The 22,067-nt window shown below is 56.8% G+C and carries 22 protein-coding genes; 14 read left to right on the top strand and 8 right to left on the bottom strand.

The window, feature by feature from the left end; genetic code table 11:
• Nucleotide 1: 1 nt before the first annotated feature.
• Nucleotides 2–577 (top strand): hypothetical protein, encoded by a 576-nt coding sequence (locus MUN82_RS17700; protein ID WP_245092604.1) that lies wholly within the window; start codon nucleotides 2–4, stop codon nucleotides 575–577.
• An 80-nt stretch (nucleotides 578–657) separates the two neighbouring features.
• Here the strand turns inward: MUN82_RS17700 and MUN82_RS17695 are convergent, their stop codons facing one another.
• Both MUN82_RS17695 and dusB read right to left on the bottom strand, forming a co-directional pair.
• On the bottom strand, nucleotides 658–1,614 hold the full coding sequence (locus tag MUN82_RS17695; RefSeq protein ID WP_245092603.1) for a DMT family transporter: 957 nt from the start codon (nucleotides 1,612–1,614) through the stop codon (nucleotides 658–660).
• 159 nt (nucleotides 1,615–1,773) lie between these two features.
• Nucleotides 1,774–2,763 (bottom strand): tRNA dihydrouridine synthase DusB, encoded by a 990-nt coding sequence (gene dusB / locus MUN82_RS17690; protein WP_245092601.1) that lies wholly within the window; start codon nucleotides 2,761–2,763, stop codon nucleotides 1,774–1,776.
• Nucleotides 2,764–2,934: 171 nt separating this feature from the next.
• Between dusB and MUN82_RS17685 the strand changes: the two genes are divergently transcribed.
• From MUN82_RS17685 to MUN82_RS17670, 4 genes are all read left to right on the top strand, one after another.
• Nucleotides 2,935–3,990, top strand: a complete 1,056-nt coding sequence (locus tag MUN82_RS17685; RefSeq protein WP_245092599.1) for a CPBP family intramembrane glutamic endopeptidase — start codon at nucleotides 2,935–2,937, stop codon at nucleotides 3,988–3,990.
• 79 nt (nucleotides 3,991–4,069) lie between these two features.
• Nucleotides 4,070–5,029 carry a phosphatidate cytidylyltransferase gene (locus MUN82_RS17680; RefSeq protein WP_245092597.1) on the top strand — a complete coding sequence of 320 codons (960 nt, stop codon included), beginning with the start codon at nucleotides 4,070–4,072 and terminating at the stop codon, nucleotides 5,027–5,029.
• A 185-nt stretch (nucleotides 5,030–5,214) separates the two neighbouring features.
• A complete protein-coding gene (locus tag MUN82_RS17675; RefSeq protein ID WP_245092595.1) occupies nucleotides 5,215–6,504 on the top strand; it encodes a Glu/Leu/Phe/Val family dehydrogenase in 1,290 nt (429 codons plus the stop codon).
• Between the two features lie 305 nt (nucleotides 6,505–6,809).
• Nucleotides 6,810–7,493 (top strand): phosphatidylserine decarboxylase family protein, encoded by a 684-nt coding sequence (locus MUN82_RS17670; RefSeq protein WP_245092594.1) that lies wholly within the window; start codon nucleotides 6,810–6,812, stop codon nucleotides 7,491–7,493.
• 62 nt (nucleotides 7,494–7,555) lie between these two features.
• On the opposite strand, the gene MUN82_RS17665 is transcribed toward MUN82_RS17670, so the two are convergent.
• From MUN82_RS17665 to ribD, 4 genes are all read right to left on the bottom strand, one after another.
• The gene (locus MUN82_RS17665) at nucleotides 7,556–8,527 is read right to left on the bottom strand and encodes a carboxypeptidase-like regulatory domain-containing protein (RefSeq protein WP_245092592.1); all 972 of its coding nucleotides are present in this window, start codon (nucleotides 8,525–8,527) and stop codon (nucleotides 7,556–7,558) included.
• Between the two features lie 38 nt (nucleotides 8,528–8,565).
• On the bottom strand, nucleotides 8,566–9,096 hold the full coding sequence (locus MUN82_RS17660; protein ID WP_245092590.1) for a dihydrofolate reductase family protein: 531 nt from the start codon (nucleotides 9,094–9,096) through the stop codon (nucleotides 8,566–8,568).
• Nucleotides 9,097–9,124: 28 nt separating this feature from the next.
• A complete protein-coding gene (msrC, locus tag MUN82_RS17655; protein ID WP_245092588.1) occupies nucleotides 9,125–9,607 on the bottom strand; it encodes a free L-methionine (R)-S-oxide reductase MsrC in 483 nt (160 codons plus the stop codon).
• A 93-nt stretch (nucleotides 9,608–9,700) separates the two neighbouring features.
• A complete protein-coding gene (ribD, locus tag MUN82_RS17650; RefSeq protein ID WP_245092586.1) occupies nucleotides 9,701–10,780 on the bottom strand; it encodes a bifunctional diaminohydroxyphosphoribosylaminopyrimidine deaminase/5-amino-6-(5-phosphoribosylamino)uracil reductase RibD in 1,080 nt (359 codons plus the stop codon).
• Nucleotides 10,781–10,923: 143 nt separating this feature from the next.
• Between ribD and prmC the strand changes: the two genes are divergently transcribed.
• From prmC to MUN82_RS17610, 8 genes are all read left to right on the top strand, one after another.
• Nucleotides 10,924–11,808 (top strand): peptide chain release factor N(5)-glutamine methyltransferase, encoded by an 885-nt coding sequence (gene prmC / locus MUN82_RS17645; RefSeq protein WP_245092584.1) that lies wholly within the window; start codon nucleotides 10,924–10,926, stop codon nucleotides 11,806–11,808.
• A 61-nt stretch (nucleotides 11,809–11,869) separates the two neighbouring features.
• Entirely contained in the window at nucleotides 11,870–12,475 is a 606-nt protein-coding gene (locus tag MUN82_RS17640) for an acyltransferase (RefSeq protein ID WP_245092582.1), read from the top strand.
• Between the two features lie 24 nt (nucleotides 12,476–12,499).
• The gene (locus MUN82_RS17635) at nucleotides 12,500–13,795 is read left to right on the top strand and encodes a nucleotide sugar dehydrogenase (RefSeq protein WP_245092580.1); all 1,296 of its coding nucleotides are present in this window, start codon (nucleotides 12,500–12,502) and stop codon (nucleotides 13,793–13,795) included.
• A gap of 118 nt (nucleotides 13,796–13,913) precedes the next feature.
• Nucleotides 13,914–14,936, top strand: coding sequence for a UDP-glucose 4-epimerase GalE (gene galE, locus MUN82_RS17630; RefSeq protein WP_245092578.1), 1,023 nt, complete (start codon nucleotides 13,914–13,916; stop codon nucleotides 14,934–14,936).
• 90 nt (nucleotides 14,937–15,026) lie between these two features.
• Nucleotides 15,027–16,082 carry a dTDP-glucose 4,6-dehydratase gene (gene rfbB, locus MUN82_RS17625; protein ID WP_245092576.1) on the top strand — a complete coding sequence of 352 codons (1,056 nt, stop codon included), beginning with the start codon at nucleotides 15,027–15,029 and terminating at the stop codon, nucleotides 16,080–16,082.
• A 95-nt stretch (nucleotides 16,083–16,177) separates the two neighbouring features.
• A complete protein-coding gene (locus tag MUN82_RS17620) occupies nucleotides 16,178–17,185 on the top strand; it encodes an SDR family oxidoreductase (protein ID WP_245097594.1) in 1,008 nt (335 codons plus the stop codon).
• A 57-nt stretch (nucleotides 17,186–17,242) separates the two neighbouring features.
• Nucleotides 17,243–18,109 (top strand): glucose-1-phosphate thymidylyltransferase RfbA, encoded by an 867-nt coding sequence (gene rfbA, locus MUN82_RS17615; protein ID WP_245092574.1) that lies wholly within the window; start codon nucleotides 17,243–17,245, stop codon nucleotides 18,107–18,109.
• 144 nt (nucleotides 18,110–18,253) lie between these two features.
• Nucleotides 18,254–18,538, top strand: coding sequence for a hypothetical protein (locus tag MUN82_RS17610; RefSeq protein ID WP_245092572.1), 285 nt, complete (start codon nucleotides 18,254–18,256; stop codon nucleotides 18,536–18,538).
• Here MUN82_RS17610 and chrA read toward each other — a convergent pair.
• Nucleotides 18,531–19,751, bottom strand: coding sequence for a chromate efflux transporter (gene chrA, locus MUN82_RS17605; protein WP_245092570.1), 1,221 nt, complete (start codon nucleotides 19,749–19,751; stop codon nucleotides 18,531–18,533). The two genes, MUN82_RS17610 and chrA, sit on opposite strands and share 8 nt — an antisense overlap.
• A 140-nt stretch (nucleotides 19,752–19,891) precedes the next feature.
• Entirely contained in the window at nucleotides 19,892–20,869 is a 978-nt protein-coding gene (locus MUN82_RS17600; protein ID WP_245092568.1) for an isopenicillin N synthase family dioxygenase, read from the bottom strand.
• A gap of 135 nt (nucleotides 20,870–21,004) precedes the next feature.
• On the opposite strand from MUN82_RS17600, the gene MUN82_RS17595 reads away from it, so the two are divergent.
• Nucleotides 21,005–21,832, top strand: a complete 828-nt coding sequence (locus tag MUN82_RS17595; protein ID WP_245092566.1) for a hypothetical protein — start codon at nucleotides 21,005–21,007, stop codon at nucleotides 21,830–21,832.
• Nucleotides 21,833–22,067 lie beyond the last annotated feature (235 nt).

The following is a 22,067-nucleotide window of genomic DNA, read 5'->3' as shown; positions in this document are numbered from 1 at the left end:
TATGCTGCCACCCGAAGGCGAAACCATTCTGCTCACCCTGCGCCTGGCCGGCTCCATTCCGGCGCGGGCCGGCCATGAGTTGCACGCCCGACGCGTAGCCGCTCAGCAAGCCGCCGACTCGCCCGAAGCTCACCGCCGCGCCGAGAAGCAATGGTTCGCCGCCTTCGATGCCCTGCTGGACGCGCGTACTGTGGGGCCGGACTATCTGGAAAAAGAGAAGCTAGCCGAAACCATAGCCGGCGAGCTGCTGATGCTGGAGGAGCAGGGGCTGCAAGTGCCTTGTTTGGTGCTGCTGCCCAACCACCTGCACGCGGTACTGCGCCTGCCGGTGGGTTCCGGCCTCTCGCTTTACAAAGCCATAGACCTGCTGCACCAACGCACCGCCGCCCAGGCCCGCCGCCTGCTACGCGGGCATCTCCCATCCGAGGCCGACTTCTGGCAAACCGGCTTCCACGAGCTGCCGATACGGGACGAGCAGGAGCTGGCCCGTGTGCAGACGTATCTGCTGGCGCACCCGCGGCGCCTGCAACTACCCGAGCGGTTCCACGACTGGCCGTATGTGTTTGGAAGGAGTTAAAATAAATTGGATAAGGAGATGACAGGCAGGAAACAGCACTGTCAGTTATCAACCTATTATCCCCTTACCTCCTCACCCACCTACCTTGCCCGGTGAATAATGGCCACGCTCACCAGAATAATCACCATGCCCAGCACATGCCACAGGTTGAACGACTCACCATCGAGCACGCCCCAGCCCAGCGCTACGACAGGTATGAGGTAGGTATTGGAGGAAGCAAACAGGGCCGTAGACTGGTGAATGAGTTTATTGAACAGTACCATGGCCACGGCCGTGCTCATAGTCGCCAGTAGAGCAATGTAACCAAAGGCAGTCCAGGCGCCCGATACTGTGGCTAGCTTATGCAGAAAATCGGTGCCTAACAGTAGAAATACCACAGCCGGCCCGCCAATAAACAACAGCAACAGGCCCGTAACGGCCACCAGGGGAATACCCTGCAAGTAGTGCTTGATTACGTTGACGCTCACACCGTAGCCAACGGTGGCCAGCACAATGTACAGCCCATACCACGCGTTGCCGACGCCCGCCGGGGTAGCCGCGCCGCCGCTGCCGCCTAGCAGCATCAGCACCACCGTGCCAGCCAGCCCCAGCCCGATGCCCAACACCCGCAGCCCCGTAAGGCGCTGCCCAAAGAACAGCGCACCTACTACCAGCGTGAACACCGCCGTGAGGGCATTGAGTACGCCCGCCAACCCCGAGGCCAGCTTGGTTTCGGCGTAGGCGAACAAGAAGGCCGGAAGTAAGGTGCCAACTACGCCGCTTAGCAGCAGCCACTTAAAGCGCGACTTCTCCACCTGGCCCACGTGCCGCAGCGCGAAGGGTAGGAGCAGCAAGGCCGCCACCGTCACGCGCGTAGCGCCCAGCTCCAGCGGCGAAAACACCGCCAGCCCCTTCTTCATCAGAATGAACGACGTACCCCAGATAACAGCCAACACGAGCAACAACCCCCACGCCGACAGCGAAATAGGCGGCTCCGGCGCTGAGGTGGCGGGTGGAGCCGGGGCGGCTATAGTAGCGGGCGGGGTAGGGGAGGGCATGAGTAGAGAAAAAGTGTCATCCTGAGCGCAACGTAGTGGAGCGAAGGACCTTATGACGGTAGAACAATCAGGCGGTAGATGTTATCTGCTGCAAGCTATTCAACGTGACAAGGTCCTTCGCTCCACTGCGTTGCGCTCAGGATGACAAATGATGAAACGCTACCCTACCAAAACCGGCTCGGCGGCAATGATTTCGTCCATGATGGCGCGCACTTCGTCGGGCTCGTTGGTATCTACCAGGCGGGTGCGCCACTGCTTGGCACCCTCCAGGCCGCGGAAATACTGGGCGTAGTGGCGGCGCATCTCGAAGATGCCGGCCCGTTGCCCTTTCCACTCTAGGCTTTTCTCGAAGTGCATGCGGCACATGGCCACGCGCTCCTCCACGGTGGGCGGAGCCATCAGTTCGCCGGTGGCGATATAGTGCTTGATTTCACGGAAAATCCAGGGGTAGCCGATGCTAGCGCGGCCAATCATTACGCCGTCTACGCCGTAGCGGTTTTTGTACTCCACGGCTTTCTGGGGCGAGTCGATGTCACCGTTGCCGAAGATGGGAATTTTGATGCGCGGATTGTTCTTGATTTTGCCAATCAACTCCCAGTCGGCCTCGCCTTTGTACATCTGCACGCGGGTGCGGCCGTGGATGGTAAGGGCTTCGATACCAATATCCTGCAGGCGCTCGGCCACGTCCTCCACATTCTTGGTGGTGTCGTCCCAGCCCAGGCGGGTTTTCACCGTCACGGGTAGGGGCGTGTTTTTAACAACCGCGGCCGTCATTTCCACCATTTTGGGGATGTCGCGCAGCAGGGCGGCGCCAGCGCCGCGGCAGGCCACCTGCTTCACGGGGCAGCCGTAGTTGATGTCGATGAGGTCGGGGCCGGCGTGGGTGCTGATGCGGGCGCACTCGCCCATCGTATCCACATCGGAGCCAAACAGCTGAATACCAATGGGCCGCTCGTAGTCAAACACGTCGAGCTTCTGCCGGCTCTTGGCGGCATCCCGAATCAACCCCTCCGACGAGATAAACTCCGTATACATCAAATCAGCCCCGTTGGCCTTGCACACGGCCCGAAACGGCGGGTCCGATACGTCCTCCATTGGGGCGAGCAGCAACGGGAAATCAGGGAGGGCAAGGTCGCGAATGTGTACCACGGTAGCTATAGCAGGATTTTACGCAAATTTACGACTATTAGGGTTGTAGGGGCGCCTGGCAGGTGCCCATCGTTGCCCGACGGACGCGGAGTAATCAGTGTCATTCAACAAAAAACATGTAACGACGGGCGCCTGCCAGGCGTCTCTACGATTTCCAGACCCTCAATTGCTATGAAAGGTTTCGTTTCTAACCGCTTGCATCCGCTGGTTACTCTGATCTTGCTGCTAGTGTCGCTGCTAGCCGCTTTCTGTGTAGCGGGCTTTTTTATCTCTATGCTGGGCAATCTGTTTTTTGGGGTAGGGTTGCAGGAAATCGGCAACGTGACGCAGCACCCAACGCAACACCCGCAGGGATGGGCACTGTCTATGCTCTCACAGGGGGTGCTCCTGTTTGTGGGCTTTGCGGGGGGCGCGCTGGCCCTGGTGAAGTTCACCGGATACCGTGCTGCCGACTACTTTGCTCCGCGTCGCCCGGTGCCCGGCTTGTGGCTGCTGATGGCGGCGTTGCTCATCATTGCCAGCCTACCCCTCATGACGACCCTCATTGCCTGGAATGCCCAACTGCATTTACCCGATGCGTTGCGCGGTGTAGAGGAATGGGCCAGGGAAAAGGAAGATCAGGCCCAGGCGCTCACCAAAGCACTCACCGACTTCAACTCGCCGCTTCGCTTTTGGGTAGGCGTGCTGGTTATTGCTGTGGTGCCGGCCATCAGCGAGGAGTTGGTGTTCCGGGGGGTAGTGCAGCGCAATTTGGTGCAGGGCTTCACGTCGCGCCACGTGGGCGTGTGGGTGGCAGCTTTTATTTTCAGCGCCATTCACGTGCAGTTCTTTGGCTTCGTGCCGCGCTTCGTATTGGGTCTGCTATTGGGATACTTATATGAGTGGAGCGGCAATATTCTGGTGCCCATGGCGGCGCACTTCACCCAAAATTTCACTCAATTGCTTCTGCTCTACTGGCAGCAGCGCCAGTGGGTGAGCCCCGAGCTGGACCCCGACGCCAACGAGGCCATGCCCTGGCCCTGGGTGCTATCCTCGCTGCTCGTCACGGCTGGCTTGCTGTACTGGCTGCACGAGCACCTGACCGATGACACCGAAACCGGTCCTACCCAGCTGCGCACGCTGGGGGGCAAGGGGGTAGCGGCTAGCCTACCCGAAGCTCCACTGCCGCCTGCTGCCGCCCGTACCCTGGGCCGCGACGGCGTAGACGTGGGCCGCTACCGCGACTAGGACATATTCGCTGCGAGCCATTCTCGCGCACCATTCTTGCTTAGCCGACGGCTACTCCTCTCCTTACCTCTCCCTACCCTTGGCCGACGCTACCCCTTCTCCTACCGCTCCCATCGGCAAAAAACCGATGTCCAACCTCACGCAACGCATCCTCTACGGAGTGTTGGGCGCCGTTGTGCTGCTGTTCTGCATCTGGTATAGCGCCTGGACGTTTGCCGTGTTTTTCGGACTGGTGCAGATGCGGATGCTGTGGGAGTTTTACCGCATGATGCGCAAAGCGGGGTATAAGCCGGCGGCGTTGCTAGGTGGAGGTATTAGCCTGATGCTTTTTGGCGCTATATATTTAGTAGCGGACGCACATCACTATACTGCGTCTCATATTAATACGGAAGCAGTTGAGACAATAGAGCAGTTTAGAGCAAGGTTTCAGGCTTTTCGGATAGGGAAGATTGCGCAAAACGTTTTATTAAGCTTAGCCATTCTTTTGCCTACTATCCTCATTCTGCGTGAGATGTATTCGTGGCCGCGTGAGAATAAATTAGCGCCCTTCGCCAACGTAGGGGTGGCTCTACTCGGTTTGCTCTACGTGAGTCTACCCATGAGTTTGCTGAACGTATTGGCGTTCAGTGACAACGGCTACGATTACCGCCGCATCTTTGGCTTACTGCTGTTGGTGTGGTGTTCCGATATTGGCGCCTATGCCGCCGGCAAAACCTTCGGCAAGCACAAGCTGGCACTCAAGATTTCGCCCGGCAAAACCTGGGAGGGTGCTGCGGGCGGTTTTCTGCTGACGCTAGTTATGGGCTGGGCGCTGGTTTTCCTGCTACCCGAAATGCCGCTGACTACCCGCCTTGTGGCCGCCGCCATCGTAGCCGTATTCGGGCCGCTGGGCGATTTGGCCGAGTCCATGCTCAAGCGCAGTGTGGATGTGAAGGACTCCGGCCGTATCATGCCCGGCCACGGCGGCCTGCTGGATAGGTTCGATGCCTTCTTATTTGTGGTGCCGGTATTGGTGGTGGTGCAGCTCCTATTCGGGTAACTACTTGACTGTAAAAGCGCCGGGCGGAGGAGTTGTATAATCCCCCCGCCCGGCGCTTTTCGTATGTCTTTTACGGCTTCATCATTCCGTTACCTTTGCGGCCTTATTGTTGCCCCGTGTCGTCTCAGCCCCCAGCAACGAGGCGTCCCGTTTTCCTACCCACCCACCCTTTTTTTCTTACTTCCATGGCAGTTCTGACCACGGTGTACAAAGAGCCGGCCCCGATTGTGGACCGCGAAAATCCCCTAGAGTCCATGATGTCGCGCTTCAACGTAGCGGCCAACATCCTCGGGCTCGACGAACAAACTTATAACGTACTGAAAGCGCCTGACAAGCAGGTGATTGTCAGCATTCCCGTGACGATGGACAACGGGCAGGTGCGCGTATTTGAAGGCTACCGCGTGGTGCACAACACCATCCTGGGGCCCAGCAAAGGAGGCATCCGCTACGACACCCACGTGCACCTCGATGAGGTAAAAGCCCTGGCCGCCTGGATGACCTGGAAATGCGCCGTGGTAGACATTCCGTACGGCGGTGCCAAAGGTGGTATCATCTGCGACCCTACCACCATGAGCGCCGGCGAAATCGAGCGCCTGACCCGCGGCTACACGCTGGCGTTGAAAGACGTGTTCGGCCCCGATAAAGACATTCCGGCCCCCGACATGGGCACTGGCCCCCGCGAAATGGCGTGGCTGATGGACGAATACTCCAAAACTTCCGGCAAGACCTCGCCGGCTGTTGTCACGGGAAAGCCTTTGGTACTGGGTGGCTCGCTGGGCCGCGTAGAAGCAACTGGCCGCGGCGTGATGGTATCGGCTATTGCGGCGCTGGGCAAGCTGGGCATGAAGCCCGAAAACACCACTGCTGTGGTGCAGGGTTTCGGCAACGTGGGCTCGTGGGCCGCGAAGCTGCTCAACGAGAAAGGGGTGAAAATCAAAGGCGTAAGCGACATTAGCGGCGCCTATTGGAACGAAGACGGCATTGACATCGACGAGGCCATTGCCTACAAAAATGCGCACAAGGGCCGCCTGGAAGGCTTCACGGGCGCTACCCCCATGGACCCCGATGACCTGCTGATTTCGGACGTGGATATGCTGGTGCCCGCCGCTGTAGAGGACGTCATCACCGAGCACAACGCCCACGACATCAAGGCCAAGCTAATTGTAGAAGGCGCCAATGGCCCTACCTCGGCCTCCGCCGACCCTATCATCAATGAGAAAGGCATCTTGGTGGTGCCCGATATCCTGGCCAACTCCGGCGGCGTCACGGTTTCCTACTTCGAGTGGATTCAGAACCGCCAAGGCTATAAGTGGAGCGAGCAGATGGTGATTGAGCGCGCCGGCCGCATCATGAACGATGCCTTCGAGAAAGTATACGCCGTGGCGCAGAAGTATGAAGTACCCATGCGCATTGCGGCCTACGTAGTGGCCATCGATAAGGTAGCTCAAACGTACAAGTTCCGCGGCGCGTATTAAGCGTGTCAGAATCCAACGTCATTCCGAGCTTGTCTCGGAATGACGTTCTGCTGTTAGGTCTGTTTGCTCGGATAGTCTTCAGAAGAGACGCAACCTTCGGTGCTGTGCCTCCGTCCCTATAGCGACACCATTATATTTGTGTGTAAGATAGCCCGGACCGCTTCGGCCGGGCTATCTTTGTAAAGGATTTAATCTATTTTGCTCCGCTCTCTCATTTTCTACCCCCCAAACACCCGCTGCCCCCTCCGTTGGCCTGCCACCGCCAGTACGGCAACAGTAGGCCAAGCCGCACAATCTGCGCTGATATGAAGATTCACAAAGAAGGAAGACGTATTCTGTTCTTTACCCTGCTGGCCCTGCTGGCCATCAACCTGTTGCTCTTCCGCGTGAACGAGCGACACCTGCTGTTCAACCAGATTTTTGCGGGCATCTCTGTCATTGTGTTTCTGTTGCTGCTGCAATTCTTCCGCAGCCCCTACCGCAACCTGCTCACCCACGAAGACCTGCTTATTGCCCCCGCCGACGGCAAAGTAGTGGTAATTGAGGATGTGCACGAGGGTGAGTATTTCGACGACATGCGCAAGCAAATCAGCATTTTCATGTCGCCCATCAACGTGCACATCACCCGCAATCCTATTTCGGGCATTGTGCGCTACTTCCGCTACCACCCCGGCAACTACCTGGTGGCGTGGCACCCCAAGAGCAGCACCAAAAACGAGCGCACCACGGTGGTAGTGGAGTCGGATGCAGGTCCGTTTGTGCTGTTCCGGCAGATTGCCGGCGCCATGGCTCGCCGCATTGTGTGGTACGTGAACGAAGGCGACGAAGTGAACCAGGGTGAGGAGTTCGGCTTCATCAAGTTCGGCTCCCGCGTCGATATCTTCGTACCATTGGACACCGAACTGAAGGTAGGGCTAGGGGAGAAAGTGAAAGGCGGCGAAACCGTTATTGCGCAGTTGAAAGTAGCGCAGCCGGGTTTGTTCAGCTAGATAGAACAGGCTTGTTAGCACAAGCGCCGCAGCTTCTTCGGGAGGCTGTGGCGCTTTTTGATTTAGGGCTGAATGATGGCTTGAATAGCTGGCTCACTGAATAAAGGAAGTTTACCGGCCGCTGTAAAAGAAGGCATTTGCTGCCACGGGTAACCGGCACTCAGATACCACGCTGCTTTTTGATCCTGTTCCTGATGATAGCCACCTAACTGTTGCCCGTAGTGAGTAATTGCTTTGCGCTCTTTGGTAGTGTGATTTACGCTTGTCGTTTGGCAGAGGTAGCGCGCATCTGTATACAGCCATTCCATAGCCACGAAAAAGCCGGCAGCCGAAGTCGGAAGATTGAAGGAGGTAAGGCTCACGGTTAGCCAGCCTGGCTTCGAGGCAGCAGCTAGGACGGTTTCGGTGAGTAGATCGGTGCCTGGTGCACCAGATGGGCCGTCGGCGGCGTATACGCGTACCCGAAACGGTGCCTGAAGCAATTGCGCGGCACAGCGACGTTGATTCCCACGCTTCACATAAAAACGTACAGCTGTTAGCTGTCCGGTAGGGGGCTGTGCAAAAAAGTACGCTACCTGCCAGCCAGCGCGCTTATCGGCTGTCAGGCCGCTTTCACCAAAGCCACTGCTCCACCCAGCCTTTTTTTGTGGACCCAGTACTACCGGCGCCGATTTAGTACCGTGTACGACTACCTCGCGCAATGCAATAGGTAGGGGCTGCAACGTAATGTGTGAAGCTGCTGCTAAGGCCACACGCCGCCGCTGATAGCCCAGCGCCGACACAGTCAGCGAATCGGTTGGGGCGAGGTTGGAGGGTAGAGAAAGCGAAAAATGACCCTGCTGATCGGCCTGCACACCAAGATGATAGGTAGGAATTTCGACAACAGCGAATGGTACGGCCGCCTTTGTGCCTACATCCTGCACAGTGCCGACAACTACAGATGCTTGAGCATAACCAGCACAAGGTGCAAGCAGTGATATAAAAGGTAAAAGGCTATAAATCTTCGATATGTATCTATACTTATAGCGTAACATATTATAGCCTTATACTATAAATAGGAGTTCACAATAACCTATATACTCCTTTTAATTCGATAGTGCAGAAGCGCCATGCCATCGGGCCATGTTTGTGTTCGTAAGAGAGTTAAGGGACCAGCAGCATCCTGCCCATGCCACAAAGAAATACCCGATCCTAGAAGCCTAGGAACTACAAACAGCATCAACTCATCGACTAAATTGGCTGCCAACAAAGGCGCTGCCAGCGTGCTACCTCCAATGAGCCAGATGGTTTGCCCAGATGCTTGGCGGAGCTGCGTCACAAACCCTACTACATCATCCGACACGAACTGCACAGAAGCCGGTTTCGCTTCGGGAGGCGTGTGGGTGAACACGTAATTAGAAAGTGTTGCGTACGGCCATTCGCCGAAAGTAAGCACCTGCTCGTAGGTGGTACGACCCATCAGCGTGGTATCTACTGTCGAAAGAAAGCTGGCGTAACCATAATCTTCCCCTGGAGGCGGCGCAGGCAACCATTCCACAGAGCCATCAGAGGAAGCAATATAGCCATCGAGGCTGGTGGCAATGTAGAAAATGACTTTGCGCATCAGGAAAAGACCAACAGGTCTATTTAACTTAAAACCATCTGGCTGCCAGCTGCATCAACTTCTCTAGCGCCATTTGGTCGTCGTGGTCGAAGTCGTTGAGTTGGTCGCTGTCCACATCGAGCACGGCTACTACCTCGCCATTTTTCAGCACGGGCACCACGATTTCCGATTTCGAATCGGAGCTGCACGCGATGTGGCCGGGAAACTGCTCTACGTCGGGCACCAGCAAGGTGCGGGCCTCAGCCCAGCTACTACCGCATACGCCCTTGCCACGCCGGATGCGGGTGCAGGCAATCGGCCCTTGAAATGGACCCAGGACCAGCTCGTCGCCTTTTACCAGGTAAAACCCTACCCAAAAGAACCCGAAGGCCTGGCGCAGGGCGGCGGCAGTGTTGGCCAAGTTGGCGGTCAGGTCGGGCTCGCCAGCGGTCAGGGCTTCAATCTGGGGTAGGAGCTGGCGGTACTGCTCGGCTTTGCTAAGCGTCGTATCAAGGTGAAGTTCTTCGGCCACGGTTGAAAGTGTTGAGTGTTGAAATGTAAATAGGGTAGAGCCTATGCTGCGAACCTCAGCGCCTACCTCCGCAAACCTCTGCGAGAAGCAATACTAGGCTTTCGGCTGCCGCAAATAAACGAACACTTCATCTTCGCCCAGCCGAAACTGCTCGTGCAGTCCCACAAAACCCAGGCGCGGGGCTGCCACGCCGGCCCCCAGCCGCTTCGGGCTGCGTATCACCCGGATTTCGTCCCACAGGCCGTCCTGCATCAACGACTCCAGTACCGTGGGCCCGCCTTCCACCAGTACCGACTGCACGTTGCGCTGGTACAGGTTCTGCATAATCTGCGGAAACAGGTCGTCGGCCTCGGAGAGCGTCACGTAGCCCAAGTTGCCGCGCGTATCGCGGTGGCGGTAAGTGTATACCAGGGTAGACTGCTGGCAGTTAAGCAGATGATGGGTAGGGGGGAGGCTCAGGTTTTTGTCGATAACGATGCGCAGCGGGTTCTGACCGGGCCAGTGCCGCACGCTCAGCTGGGGGTTGTCGTGCAGGGCCGTGCGGGTGCCAACCAAAATAGCCTGCTCCTCGGCCCGCCACTGGTGCACAGCTAAGCTTGCCAGCTCCCCACTGATCTGCACCGGCTGGTGAAAGCGCCCGGCCAGGAAACCATCGGCCGTTTCGGCCCATTTCAGCACCACATAGGGCCGCTTTTGCTCCTGCAACGTGAAAAAGCGCCGGTTCAGCCAGCGGCCCTGCTCGGCCAGCAAGCCCACGCTGACGCGAATGCCGGCCGCCTCCAGCTTGGCCACGCCCTGGCCCGCCACCAACGGGTTGGGGTCGAGGTTGCAGACCACCACCTCAGGAATGCCTCTGGCAATCAGCAAGTCGGCGCAGGGCGGCGTCTTGCCGAAGTGCGAGCAGGGCTCCAGCGTGACGTAAGCGCGGCTCTGGGGTAGCAAGTGCGGCTCCGTAACGGAGGCCACCGCATTCACCTCGGCGTGCGGCCCACCATACTGCCGGTGCCAGCCCTCCCCAATAATGCGGCCGTTGTGGGTGATAACGCAGCCTACCAGCGGATTGGGGCGCGTGTAACCAGTGCCCAGGCGCGCCAGGTCCAGCGCCCGGCGCATCATCAAGTGGTCAAATGCTGAGAAAGAGGAAGGAGTGGTAGACAAAGCCTGAGTGGTCATGCGAAACAGGGTGGGTAGTGGCAAGCAGGGCGGGGAGAGCAGGAGCAAGGTAGGCAGATCCAACCGGAGATGCTACCGTTGAGCTTGGGCGGCTCCCAATCAGATTGTAGATATTTGCGCTTATCTAGCTGTTTGTTATTTCCGTGTCTGTCCCTACCCTTCGCCAACTCACCCTCGACCTCGCAGCCCAACTTTCGGTCCTTTACCCGGCGCCGGAAGCTGAAGCTATAGCTGCGCTGGTCATAGAAAGCCTGCTCGGCTTGAGCCCGTTGCAGCGCCGGATGCAGGCTGCCGCAGAAGTGCCGGCCGCCGTGGCCGAGCAGGTGCCTACCCTGCTGGCGCGCTTGCTCCGCCACGAGCCCGTGCAGTACGTACTAGGCCAGGCGCACTTCTACGATCTGACACTGGCCGTGACGCCCGCTACCCTCATTCCGCGCCCCGAAACGGAGGAGCTGGTGCAACTTATTATTCGGGCGCACCACGGGCAGCCCGGCCTGCGGATTCTGGACGTGGGCACAGGGAGCGGCTGCATTCCCATAGCACTTAGTCAGCACCTGTCCGGTGCCCAGTTCACAGCGGTGGATATTTCAGCAGAGGCCCTGGCCGTAGCCCATCGGAATGCAGGGGCGTACGGGGCTGCTATTGATTTTCAGCAAGTGGATATTCTGTGCGAGCTGCCGCAGATGGAACCTCATTCTCTGCATGTGTTGGTCAGCAATCCACCCTATGTACTTGAAAAAGAAAAGGCTTTGATGCGCCTCAACGTGCTGGCCCACGAGCCCGCTACGGCCTTGTTTGTTCCCGACCACGACCCGTTGCTATTCTACCACCGCCTGGCCGAGGTAGGGCGCCAATTCCTCCTACCCGGCGGTACGCTCTACCTAGAAGGCAACGAGCAATATATGCACGCTGTAGCTGCCGCCCTGGCCGCCGCAGGTTACCAGCAAGCCTGCGTACACCCCGATTTGTTCGGCAAAGACCGGTTTGTGAGTGCCATAGCACCAGCCGCGTGGCCCGGTTTGTGCTGAGCGCCCCGCGAAAACCGCTACCTTTGCCGCCTGCTACCCCGCGCTTCCCTTTCCTTCCGGCATGACCGATCAGCTTGCCTACTACGCCCATCCGACTGCCGTCCTCGACGAGGGCTGCCGCGTGGGTGCCGGCTGCCGCATCTGGCACTTCACGCATGTATCGGCGGGGGCCGTGCTGGGCGAGGCGTGTAGCTTGGGCCAAAACGTGTTTGTGGCCGACGGCGTGACGCTGGGCCGCAACGTGAAAGTGCAGAACAACGTGAGCCTCTACACCGGCGTGCACTGCGAGGATGATGTATTTCTGGGGCCGTCAGTGGTGTTTACTAATATCAGGAATCCACGGAGCGCGGTTCCTCGCCGCGGCGAGGCCCACTACCTGCCTACTGTGCTGGAGCGCGGCGCAACGGTAGGGGCCAACAGTACCTTGGTGTGCGGCGTGCGGCTGGGCCGCTATGCGTTTGTGGGTGCGGGTAGCGTTATCACCCGCAACGTGCCCGCGTTTGCTCTGGTATATGGCAACCCGGCCCGGCAGCATGGCTGGATAAGTGCCCACGGCCACCGGTTGCATTTCGATCAAAGCGGCTTTGCCCGGTGCCCCGAGTCTTTTCAGGGCTACGAGTTAAATCAGGCGAAAACGGAAGTTTGGGCCGAAGACTATTCCGACTAATTCACTACTTAATATTTCCCAAGAGTGTACGACGAACTACTCCGTAAAGAAGCTAAGCTGGCTGTTATTGGCCTTGGCTACGTAGGGTTGCCTATCGCGCTGGAATTTGCCCGCAAGCTCAGCGTAATTGGTTTTGATATCAACGCTGGTCGGGTGGAAATGATGCGCAACGGCATCGACCCCAGCGGGGAGTTGGAAGCGAACGACTTTGAAGGCTGCGACATCACCTTCACCGACTCGCTGGATGTGCTGCGCGAGGCGCGCTTCTTTATCGTGGCCGTGCCTACCCCCATCGACGAGCACGCCCAGCCCGATCTGAAGCCGCTGCTAGGCGCTTCTACCTCGGTAGGCAAAGTCTTGAAGAAAGGCGACTATGTGGTGTTTGAAAGCACCGTGTACCCCGGCTGCACCGAGGAAGACTGCATTCCAGTGATGGAAAAGCTGTCAGGCTTGTCGTTCCCGCAGGATTTCAAGGTGGGCTACTCGCCCGAGCGCATCAACCCCGGCGACAAGGAGCACACCCTGGCCCGCATCGTGAAAGTGGTATCGGGCTGTGATGACGAGTCGCTGGACACAATTGCCAAACTCTACGAGCTGGTGGTAACGGCCGGCGTGCACCGCGCCAGCAGCATCAAGGTAGCCGAGGCCGCCAAAATCATCGAGAACACTCAGCGCGACGTGAATATTGCGTTGATGAATGAGCTGTCGATGATTTTTGACCGCATGAACATCAATACCTATGAGGTACTGGAGGCGGCCGGCACCAAGTGGAACTTCCTGAAGTTCTTCCCCGGCCTGGTAGGCGGCCATTGCATCGGCGTAGACCCATACTACCTGACCTACAAGGCCAAAGAGCTGGGCTACGACGCCAAGGTGATTCTGAGTGGCCGTACCACCAATGATACCATGGGGGCCTACATTGCTCGCAAAACGGTGCAGATGATGATTCGGCAGGGCAAAGATGTATCGAAGAGCCGGGTGCTGGTGATGGGCGCTACCTTCAAGGAAAACGTGGAGGATATCCGCAATTCCAAAGTAGCGGATGTCATCCATGAGCTGAAAAACTTCTCGGTGAACGTGGACATCGTGGACCCACACGCCAGCTCCGAGGAGCTAAACCACGAATATGGCTTCCGCCTTACCCCCGAAGCCGACGTGCGCCAGGACTACGATGGCGTAATTGTGGCCGTCAGCCACAAGCCCTACCTCTCCAAAGATGAGGCCTACTTCCAGTCCATTACCGCCGACAACGCCGTACTGGTTGACCTCAAAGGCCTCTACCGCAATAAAATTCAGGACCTGACTTACTGGAGCCTTTAAGGTGAAGTTGTGAGTAGTGAAATTGTGAATCAGCTTGCTTCGATTATATAATCAAAACAGTGTGTTTACAACTACTTATTCACAACTTCACTGCTCACCACTTCACCATTTTCACCATATGCGCGCCAAAATACTCGTAACGGGCGGCGCGGGCTACATTGGCTCGCACGCGGTAGTAGAGCTGTATAATGCCGGCTATCAGCCGATTATCGCTGATGATTTCAGTAACTCGCAGGAGTCGGTGCTGGATGGTATTCAGTCGATTCTGGGGGTAGCCATTCCCAGCTACCGCATCGACTGCGGCGATGCCGACGCCTTGCGCGACATATTCAACCGGGAGAAAGACGTGCAGGGAGTGATTCACTTTGCGGCGTTCAAAGCCGTGGGCGAGTCGGTGCAGAAGCCGTTGGCCTACTACCACAACAACGTGGGCTCCCTGGTGACGCTGTTGCAGGTGATGGCGGAATTCGGACTGAGTAATTTGGTGTTCTCGTCGTCGTGCACGGTGTATGGCATTCCTGATCAGCTACCTGTAACGGAGCAAACCCCTCGTAAGGATGCTAACTCGCCCTACGGCAATACCAAAAAGATCTGCGAAGATATCCTGACCGATACGGCCGCCGCGCCGGGTAGCACGCTGCGCACCATTCTACTGCGCTACTTCAACCCAATTGGCGCGCACGAGTCGGCCAAGATTGGCGAGCTGCCGCTGGGGGTACCCAACAACTTGGTGCCCTTCATCACCCAGACTGCCGCCGGCATCCGCGAGAAGCTCACAATTTTTGGTGACACGTACGACACGCCCGATGGCACCAACATCCGCGACTATGTGCACGTGGTAGACCTGGCCAAGGCCCACGTAGTGGCCGTGCAGCGCCTGCTGGATGGTGTTGGTGACAATGTAGAGGTCTTCAACGTGGGTACCGGGCGTGGCAACTCGGTGCTGGAGGTAGTAAAAACGTTTGAAGAGGCTACCGGCGTGGAGCTCAACTATAGCATCGGTCCGGCCCGTGCCGGCGACGTGCCCGCCATCTACGCCGACGTAACCAAAGCCACCACCGAACTGGGTTTTCAAACCACAGCTACCTTGGCAGAAGCACTGGCTAGTGCCTGGAAGTGGCAATTATCGATGGGTAAATAAGTGAATGGGTGAAGGAATGGTAATTCTGTTATACCGTTCACGCATCATCATTCACTTATTCGCTCATGCATCCATTCCCTTATTGAAACTATGAAAATCATCATCACCGGCGGGGCCGGCTTTATTGGGTCGCACGTAGTACGGCTGTTTGTGACCAAATACCCGGAGTACCAGATCCTGAATCTGGACGCCTTGACCTACGCCGGCAACCTGGAAAACCTGCGCGACATTGAAAACGCGCCCAACTACCGCTTGGTAAAAGGTGACATCACTGACCAGGCATTTGTTGACCAGTTGTTTGCTACGGAGGAACCCGACGCTGTCATTCACCTCGCGGCTGAGTCGCACGTAGACCGCAGCATCACCGACCCGCTGGCTTTCGTGAAAACCAATGTGCTGGGTACGGTACACCTGCTAAACGCCGCCAAAAACCTTTGGAAGCCCAAAGGATATGAGGGCAACGTGTTCTACCACGTGAGCACCGATGAAGTATATGGCTCGCTGGAAATGGGACCGGAGATGTTTACGGAAGATACCAGCTACGACCCCCGCTCGCCCTACTCGGCCAGCAAAGCGTCGTCGGATCATTTTGTGCGGGCCTGGCACCACACCTACCATATGCCTGTGAAACTGAGCAACTGCTCGAACAACTACGGGCCTAATCACTTCCCCGAGAAGCTGATTCCGCTGGCTATCCACCGCATCCGGACGGGGCAGCCGGTGCCCGTGTACGGCAAGGGCGAAAACGTGCGCGACTGGCTGTTTGTGAAAGACCATGCCACGGCCATCGACGCGGTTTTCCACAAAGGCCAGGTAGGGGAGACGTACAACATTGGTGGTGTGAACGAGTGGCAGAACATCGAGCTGATTCATCTGCTCTGCGACACGCTGGACGAAAAAACCGGCAAGCCACAAGGCACGTCGCGCCAGCTCATCACTTTCGTAACCGACCGCGCTGGCCACGACCTGCGCTACGCCATCGATAGCTCCAAAATAATGAACGAGCTGGGCTGGAAGCCCTCCGTGACCTTTGAGCAGGGCCTGAGCCAGACTGTAGATTGGTACCTCGAAAACCAGGGGTGGCTGGACAATGTGACCAGCGGCGCGTATCAGGATTACTACCGCACGCAGTACGCAGCACGCTAATGTGCTGATGATTGATGAGTGCACGTGCTGGTCTTAGCACCTGTACGTTTCATCAATCGGCACATCAATTTATCCACCATCAGCACATCAACAACGTGTACGATCATCCTTTCCACGAACAGCCGCTTGATACTCTTGCCTTTCTGGTAACAGGCGGTGCCGGGTTTATCGGCTCCAACCTGGTAGAATACCTCTTGAAATACGGCGCCAAAGAGGTGCGCGTGCTGGATAACTTCTCCAACGGCTTCCGCAAAAACGTAGCGCTGTTTCAGGACAACCCTACCCTGCGCGTCATTGAGGGGGACATTCGCGACCCGGAGACGTGCCGCGATGCTTGCAAAGGAATTGATATTGTGCTGCACCAGGCGGCGCTGGGCTCAGTGCCGCGCTCCATCAACGACCCCATCACCAGCAACGATGTGAACGTGGGGGGCTTTGTGAATATGCTGGTAGCTGCCAAAGAGGCCAACGTGAAACGGTTTGTGTATGCCGCCAGCAGCTCCACCTACGGCGACCATAAAGCCCTACCCAAGGTAGAAGATCGTATTGGTAAGCCCCTCTCGCCCTACGCCGTAACCAAGTACGTGAACGAGCTGTATGCCGACGTCTTCGGCAAGACGTACGGCATGGAGCTCATCGGCCTGCGCTACTTCAATATCTTCGGCCCGCGCCAGGACCCCAACGGGGCATACGCCGCTGTGATTCCGCTGTTTATTGATGCTGTATTGGAAGGCCGCCCGCCTCGCATGAATGGCGATGGTGGCCAGACGCGCGACTTTACCTTTGTGGAAAACTGCGTGCAGGCTAACATCAAGGCCGCGCTGGTGCAGAATCCGGCAGCCGTGAATCAGGTCTACAACATTGCCGTAGCCGACCGCACTTCGCTCAACGACTTGTTCAACATCCTGAAAGAAGAAGCGGGCTCCGACATCACGCCCGAGTATGGTCCCGACCGTGCCGGCGACATCCGCGACTCTCTGGCTGATATCGGCAAAGCCCAAACCTTACTTGGGTATGATCCGCAGGTTCGTATTCGGGAAGGATTGCAACAGACATTGGCGTGGTTTAGAACGCACCAAGAGTTTATAGCAGAAAGAAACTAATTGTTAAATAGCCGGAGGGCTAGCCGCTCCAGCGCAAAACAAGCAACCATTCACCCGATGAAAGGTATTATTCTCGCCGGGGGCTCCGGCACCCGTCTGCACCCGCTCACACTGGCCGTATCCAAGCAACTGATGCCCGTGTATGATAAGCCCATGATTTACTACCCCCTGTCGGTGCTGATGATGGCAGGAATACGGGAAATCCTGATTATTACCACGCCGCACGACCAGGCACAGTTCAAGAAGCTGCTTGGCGACGGGCAAAGCATTGGCTGTCGTTTCGAGTACGTGGTGCAGGAGGTGCCCAATGGCTTGGCGCAGGCATTTGTGCTGGGTGCCGATTTTATCGGGCAGGATAAAGTGGCCCTGGTGCTCGGCGATAATATCTTCTACGGTGAGGGTATGGAGGAACTGCTGAAGTCGAACAACAACCCCGATGGCGGCGTGGTGTATGCCTACCACGTGCACGACCCTGAGCGCTACGGTGTGGTGGAGTTCGATGAAAGCAAAAAAGCGCTTAGCATTGAGGAAAAGCCGACCAATCCTAAGAGCAATTACGCCGTGCCCGGCCTCTACTTCTACGACAACGACGTGGTAGAGATTGCCAAAAACCTAGAGCCCAGCCCACGCGGCGAGTATGAAATTACCGACGTCAACCAGGAGTATCTGCGGCGCGGTAAGCTGAAGGTAGGCATCCTGGGGCGCGGCACAGCCTGGCTCGATACGGGTACGTTTGAAAGCCTGATGCAGGCCGGCGAGTTTGTGCGTGTTATTGAGCAGCGCCAGGGGCTGAAGGTAGGCGCCATTGAGGAGGTAGCTTACCGTCAAGGCTTTATTGATGCCGAGCAGCTGCGCGCTATTGCCACCCCACTCCGTAAGAGCGGCTACGGCGATTACCTGCTGAATCTGCCCGAGCTGCTGTAGTTCGGTATACGCCAACCTCAGTCCTTTTCCCTCAGCCGAAAGTTGTGTATTTTCGGCTGAGGGAATTGTGTTTACGCTTTGTTGTAAGTTCTACCCTGTTAATTCGCTATGACACCTGACCAGCGCCTAGAGTAGCTTGAGCCCATGATAGCCGAGGCTATGACCATCCTGGACCGTCACACGGCTCAGCTCAAACAGCTCAGCGCTGCGGTAGGTCAACTGACGGAAATAGTTACTGTGCAAAGCAGCAATATCAGCTTCATCCTGCGTGAGCAGATAGTAATGAAGATAGCTATTGCAGAGCTAAAAGCGGACGTTGCTGGTCTGAAAACGGACGTTGCCGAAATGAGGGTAGATGTTGCCGGACTGAAAGCCGGTCAGATCAGCACCAATGAAAAGCTGGATTTTATTCTGAGTAAGCTCAAATAAGAACCCCAGCTACTAAGGCTACCCCGATTAGGACATAAGAGGGTATTTTCTCCCATAGCAGCACCAGAAAGGTGACAGCTACCAGTACGATGTTGACGGTAGTATCGGGTAGGGGGTGGTAGAGGAGGAGAGCGGCTGCCCACACCAGCCCTGCTGCTACTGCATTGATACCTTCCAGCGAAGCCTGCACCACACGATACTGTTTGAGGTGGTCCCAGAAGCGGATAGCGAAGAAAATCAGAAGTGTACCGGGTAGGAATATGCCTACTGTGCCCACGGCTGCGCCCAACAACTGCCCGCTCAGGCCATAGCCCCCGGTGCGCATGGCCAGCGCGCCAATGTAGGCAGCCAGCGAGAAATTGGGGCCGGGCAGCGCCTGGGTCAGGCCATAGCCCGACAGAAACTCAGGGCCACTCAGGTAATGCTTAAACTCCACAAACTCGGCGTAGAAAAGCGGGGCCAGTACTTGACCGCCACCAAAAACCAGGCTGCTGTTGCGGTAAAAGTTCTCGAACAGGCGCACAGGCAGTAGTTTGGTATACGAGCCCACAAGAGCTGCTACCAATAAGACTGCCAGCCATAGAATGCCATTAGCCCACTTGATGTGCAGAGGCTTTTTTTCTTGTTGCGGCAGCTTGCGGTAACGAAAAGTGGTAATCAGTCCGCCTGCCAGCAGCAGTAGAGGAAGCACCCACGGCAGCTGAAAGAAGTAGGCTATCAGCGCCGACGCTACAATCAACGCTGTGGAGGTTTTGGTCTGCACTACCTTGCGCCCAATCTTATAGGCTGAGTAAAACACAAAGCCCACCGCTACCGGCTGTATGTATTGCATCAATCTAGTTACCAGATCTTTATCTAAGTAGCTGATGCTGAGGCCTGCCATAGTCATAATCACTACGGAGGGCAGAATCCAGATGAGGGTAGTCAGGTAGGCCAGGTTGGGACCACCCAGCCGAAAGCCAATAGCCGTAATGGTCTGGGTAGACGCCGGACCCGGCAGAATCTGGCACAGCGCCGAGATTTCCAGCAACTCGGCGGTGGTGAGGTAGCGGCGTTTCTCCACCAGCAGGCGCATCATCATGGCAATGTGCGCCTGTGGTCCACCAAACGACGATAAGCTGAGGGCGGCTACGTCTTTCAAAAAAATAAGGCCCCGTACGCGCCGGGTGCGTTGGCCGCGGCGCGGGGGTGGTGCCAGCTGAACCTCTTCCAATGCAGTGCCGGATTATGCGTTACACGTGGTGCCTTATTCGAATGAAAAGCGGGGAAAGTTATTTGGGCTAAAAAACAGTTGCCAGTGAGTAGATTGGTAATCCTCTGCTCACTGGCAACTGCACTAGGTAGCCCAGACGCTTATTTCTTCTTGAGGCCGAGTTCAATCAGGCGCTCATTCAGAAATTCGCCAGCAGTCACGTCGGGTTGCTGCTTTGGGTTGTCGGGCGTCACGCAGCTTTCCAGCGCGGCCAGGCTCATCTCAGAGCGCGGATGCATAAAGAAAGGCACCGAGTAGCGCGAAGAGTTCATCTTCTCACGGGGCGGGTTCACCACGCGGTGGATGGTGCTCTTGAGCACGCCGTTGGTGAGGCGCTGCAGCATGTCGCCCACGTTCACCACAATCTGGTCGGGTAGGGCTGTGATGGGAATCCACTTACCATCGCGGCGCAGCACCTGCAAGCCGTCGGCCGAGGCCCCCATCAGCAGCGTAATCAGATTGATGTCGCCGTGTTCGGCGGCCCGCACCGCATCAGCGGGCACCGCATCTGGGTTTTCGATGGGGAAATAGTGAATCTGGCGCAGGATGCTGTTGCCGTTCTTCACCTTGTCATCAAAGTACGTCTCGGGTAGCTCCAGGTAGAGCGCAATAGCGCGCAGTACGTCTTTGCCAGCCGCTTCCAGCGTTTTGTAGGCAGCGGTGGTGTGCTGGGCAAAGCCGGGAACTTCGGCGGGCCAGATGTTGTCGGGGTACTCCTGAGCTACCGGGTCGGTGGGGTCGTCTACTTCCTGGCCTACGTGAAAAAACTCCTTCAGGTCGCCGGTGTTGCGGCCTTTGGCGTGTTCTTTTCCTTTGCCAATGTAGCCCCGCTGCCCGGCCAGTTCCGGCTTTTCGTAGCGCTGCTTTACCTCGTCGGGTAGGGAAAAGAAAGCCTGTACATCGTCGTACAGCTTGGTGGTCTGCTCGTCGGTCAGGCCATGGTTTTTGAGCGCAACGAAGCCGATGTTTTGGTAGGCTTCACCGAGCTGCTGCACGAAGCGGGCTTTGCGTTCTGGGTCGCCAGAACGAAAATCAGCCAGGTCGAGCGATGGAATTTCTTCCAGCAATGTTGGGTCCATAGCGGAAAATTAATATACTTTTGAGCAATCGTTACGTACTTGCGCAAAGTACTTAAAAAAATGGCACGTCGTCCCGGGGTGGGGCGCAGCCGGATATACGGTCCGGCAGTTTCTAATATTATCACCATTTCACCTATGAAAGCAACTGCTTTTCTACTAGGCGGTTCTCTGTTACTCGCATTGGGCGCCTGCGACACGACTCGCCAGCAATCGGAGGGCACTTCGCAGAGCACGGCCGAAACGGTTACTTCCCCTACCATGGCGGCAATGGAGAAAAACGGCATTCGCCTGACTCCGTTCGACGACTCGCCAAAATACCCCGAAGCACAATTGCGCCTGAAAACGCCTCCTTCGGGAGCAACTGTAGCCTCGGGCGCCGTGGCATTCGATTACGATCTGACCAACTTTGTGCTCACGAAGATGAGCAGCGGTATGACTGGCAATGAAATGGCCGTTTCAGAGAAAGGTCAGCACATTCACAACATCGTGGACAACCAGCCTTACACGGCGCACTACACCACGGAGTTTACCAAAAATATAGCAGATGGTCAGCACGTGGTGCTGTCTTTCCTATCGCGCTCCTACCACGAAAGCCTGAAACACCGCGGGGCCTACGACTTGCGTGTTCTCAACGTAGGAACGGCCCCCGCACAGGCCCTGAACGTTGATTTGTCGGCGCCGCATATGTTCTATAGCCGCCCAAAGGATGCCTATTCTGGCAACGATGCCAAGAAGGTGATGCTGGATTTTTACTTGGTGAATACCACCCTCTCGCCAGAAGGCAATAAAGTGCGTGCTACCATCAACGGCTCCGAGTTCATGCTGAGCCAGTGGCTGCCATACACAATAGAAGGTCTACCAATGGGACAAAATACTGTGAAGCTGGAGCTGGTCGACAACAACGGAAATTTAATACCAGGTCCGTATAATTCAGTTACGCGCACGTTCACGCTGCAACCCTAACTGTGCGATACTACATGGCAAAAGCCCGGCTGCAACCAGTGCGACCGGGCTTTTGCCATTTATCCTGAACTGGTGAAGGGTGTTACTACCTGCCATACCGTTCTGGGTTTTATTCAAAAAATAACCAGCCAACTATGTGTTTGGTAGTAATTTGGCGCGGCTTTCGCGGAGCGCCGGAGCTACTACCCAGCCCGTATGGGTACCTGTTGGGGTCGGTGGAGCACTGGGTTGATAC

It is taken from the genome of Hymenobacter aerilatus, assembly GCF_022921095.1.
GTDB lineage: Bacteria > Bacteroidota > Bacteroidia > Cytophagales > Hymenobacteraceae > Hymenobacter > Hymenobacter aerilatus.
This window is presented reverse-complemented; position numbering and strand designations above follow the sequence as displayed.

Bases quoted from the DNA above. Each gene is read 5' to 3' on its own strand.
- MUN82_RS17700 (WP_245092604.1), top strand. From the start codon at position 2: ATGCTGCCACCCGAAGGCGAAACCATTCTGCTCACCCTGCGCCTGGCC.
- MUN82_RS17600 (WP_245092568.1), bottom strand. From the start codon at position 20,869: ATGGACCCAACATTGCTGGAAGAAATTCCATCGCTCGACCTGGCTGAT.
- MUN82_RS17610 (WP_245092572.1), top strand. From the start codon at position 18,254: ATGATAGCCGAGGCTATGACCATCCTGGACCGTCACACGGCTCAGCTC.
- rfbA (WP_245092574.1), top strand. From the start codon at position 17,243: ATGAAAGGTATTATTCTCGCCGGGGGCTCCGGCACCCGTCTGCACCCG.
- MUN82_RS17660 (WP_245092590.1), bottom strand. From the start codon at position 9,096: ATGCGCAAAGTCATTTTCTACATTGCCACCAGCCTCGATGGCTATATT.
- MUN82_RS17675 (WP_245092595.1), top strand. From the start codon at position 5,215: ATGGCAGTTCTGACCACGGTGTACAAAGAGCCGGCCCCGATTGTGGAC.
- rfbB (WP_245092576.1), top strand. From the start codon at position 15,027: ATGAAAATCATCATCACCGGCGGGGCCGGCTTTATTGGGTCGCACGTA.
- galE (WP_245092578.1), top strand. From the start codon at position 13,914: ATGCGCGCCAAAATACTCGTAACGGGCGGCGCGGGCTACATTGGCTCG.
- MUN82_RS17685 (WP_245092599.1), top strand. From the start codon at position 2,935: ATGAAAGGTTTCGTTTCTAACCGCTTGCATCCGCTGGTTACTCTGATC.
- MUN82_RS17665 (WP_245092592.1), bottom strand. From the start codon at position 8,527: ATGTTACGCTATAAGTATAGATACATATCGAAGATTTATAGCCTTTTA.
- ribD (WP_245092586.1), bottom strand. From the start codon at position 10,780: ATGACCACTCAGGCTTTGTCTACCACTCCTTCCTCTTTCTCAGCATTT.
- MUN82_RS17595 (WP_245092566.1), top strand. From the start codon at position 21,005: ATGAAAGCAACTGCTTTTCTACTAGGCGGTTCTCTGTTACTCGCATTG.
- MUN82_RS17695 (WP_245092603.1), bottom strand. From the start codon at position 1,614: ATGCCCTCCCCTACCCCGCCCGCTACTATAGCCGCCCCGGCTCCACCC.
- MUN82_RS17670 (WP_245092594.1), top strand. From the start codon at position 6,810: ATGAAGATTCACAAAGAAGGAAGACGTATTCTGTTCTTTACCCTGCTG.
- MUN82_RS17640 (WP_245092582.1), top strand. From the start codon at position 11,870: ATGACCGATCAGCTTGCCTACTACGCCCATCCGACTGCCGTCCTCGAC.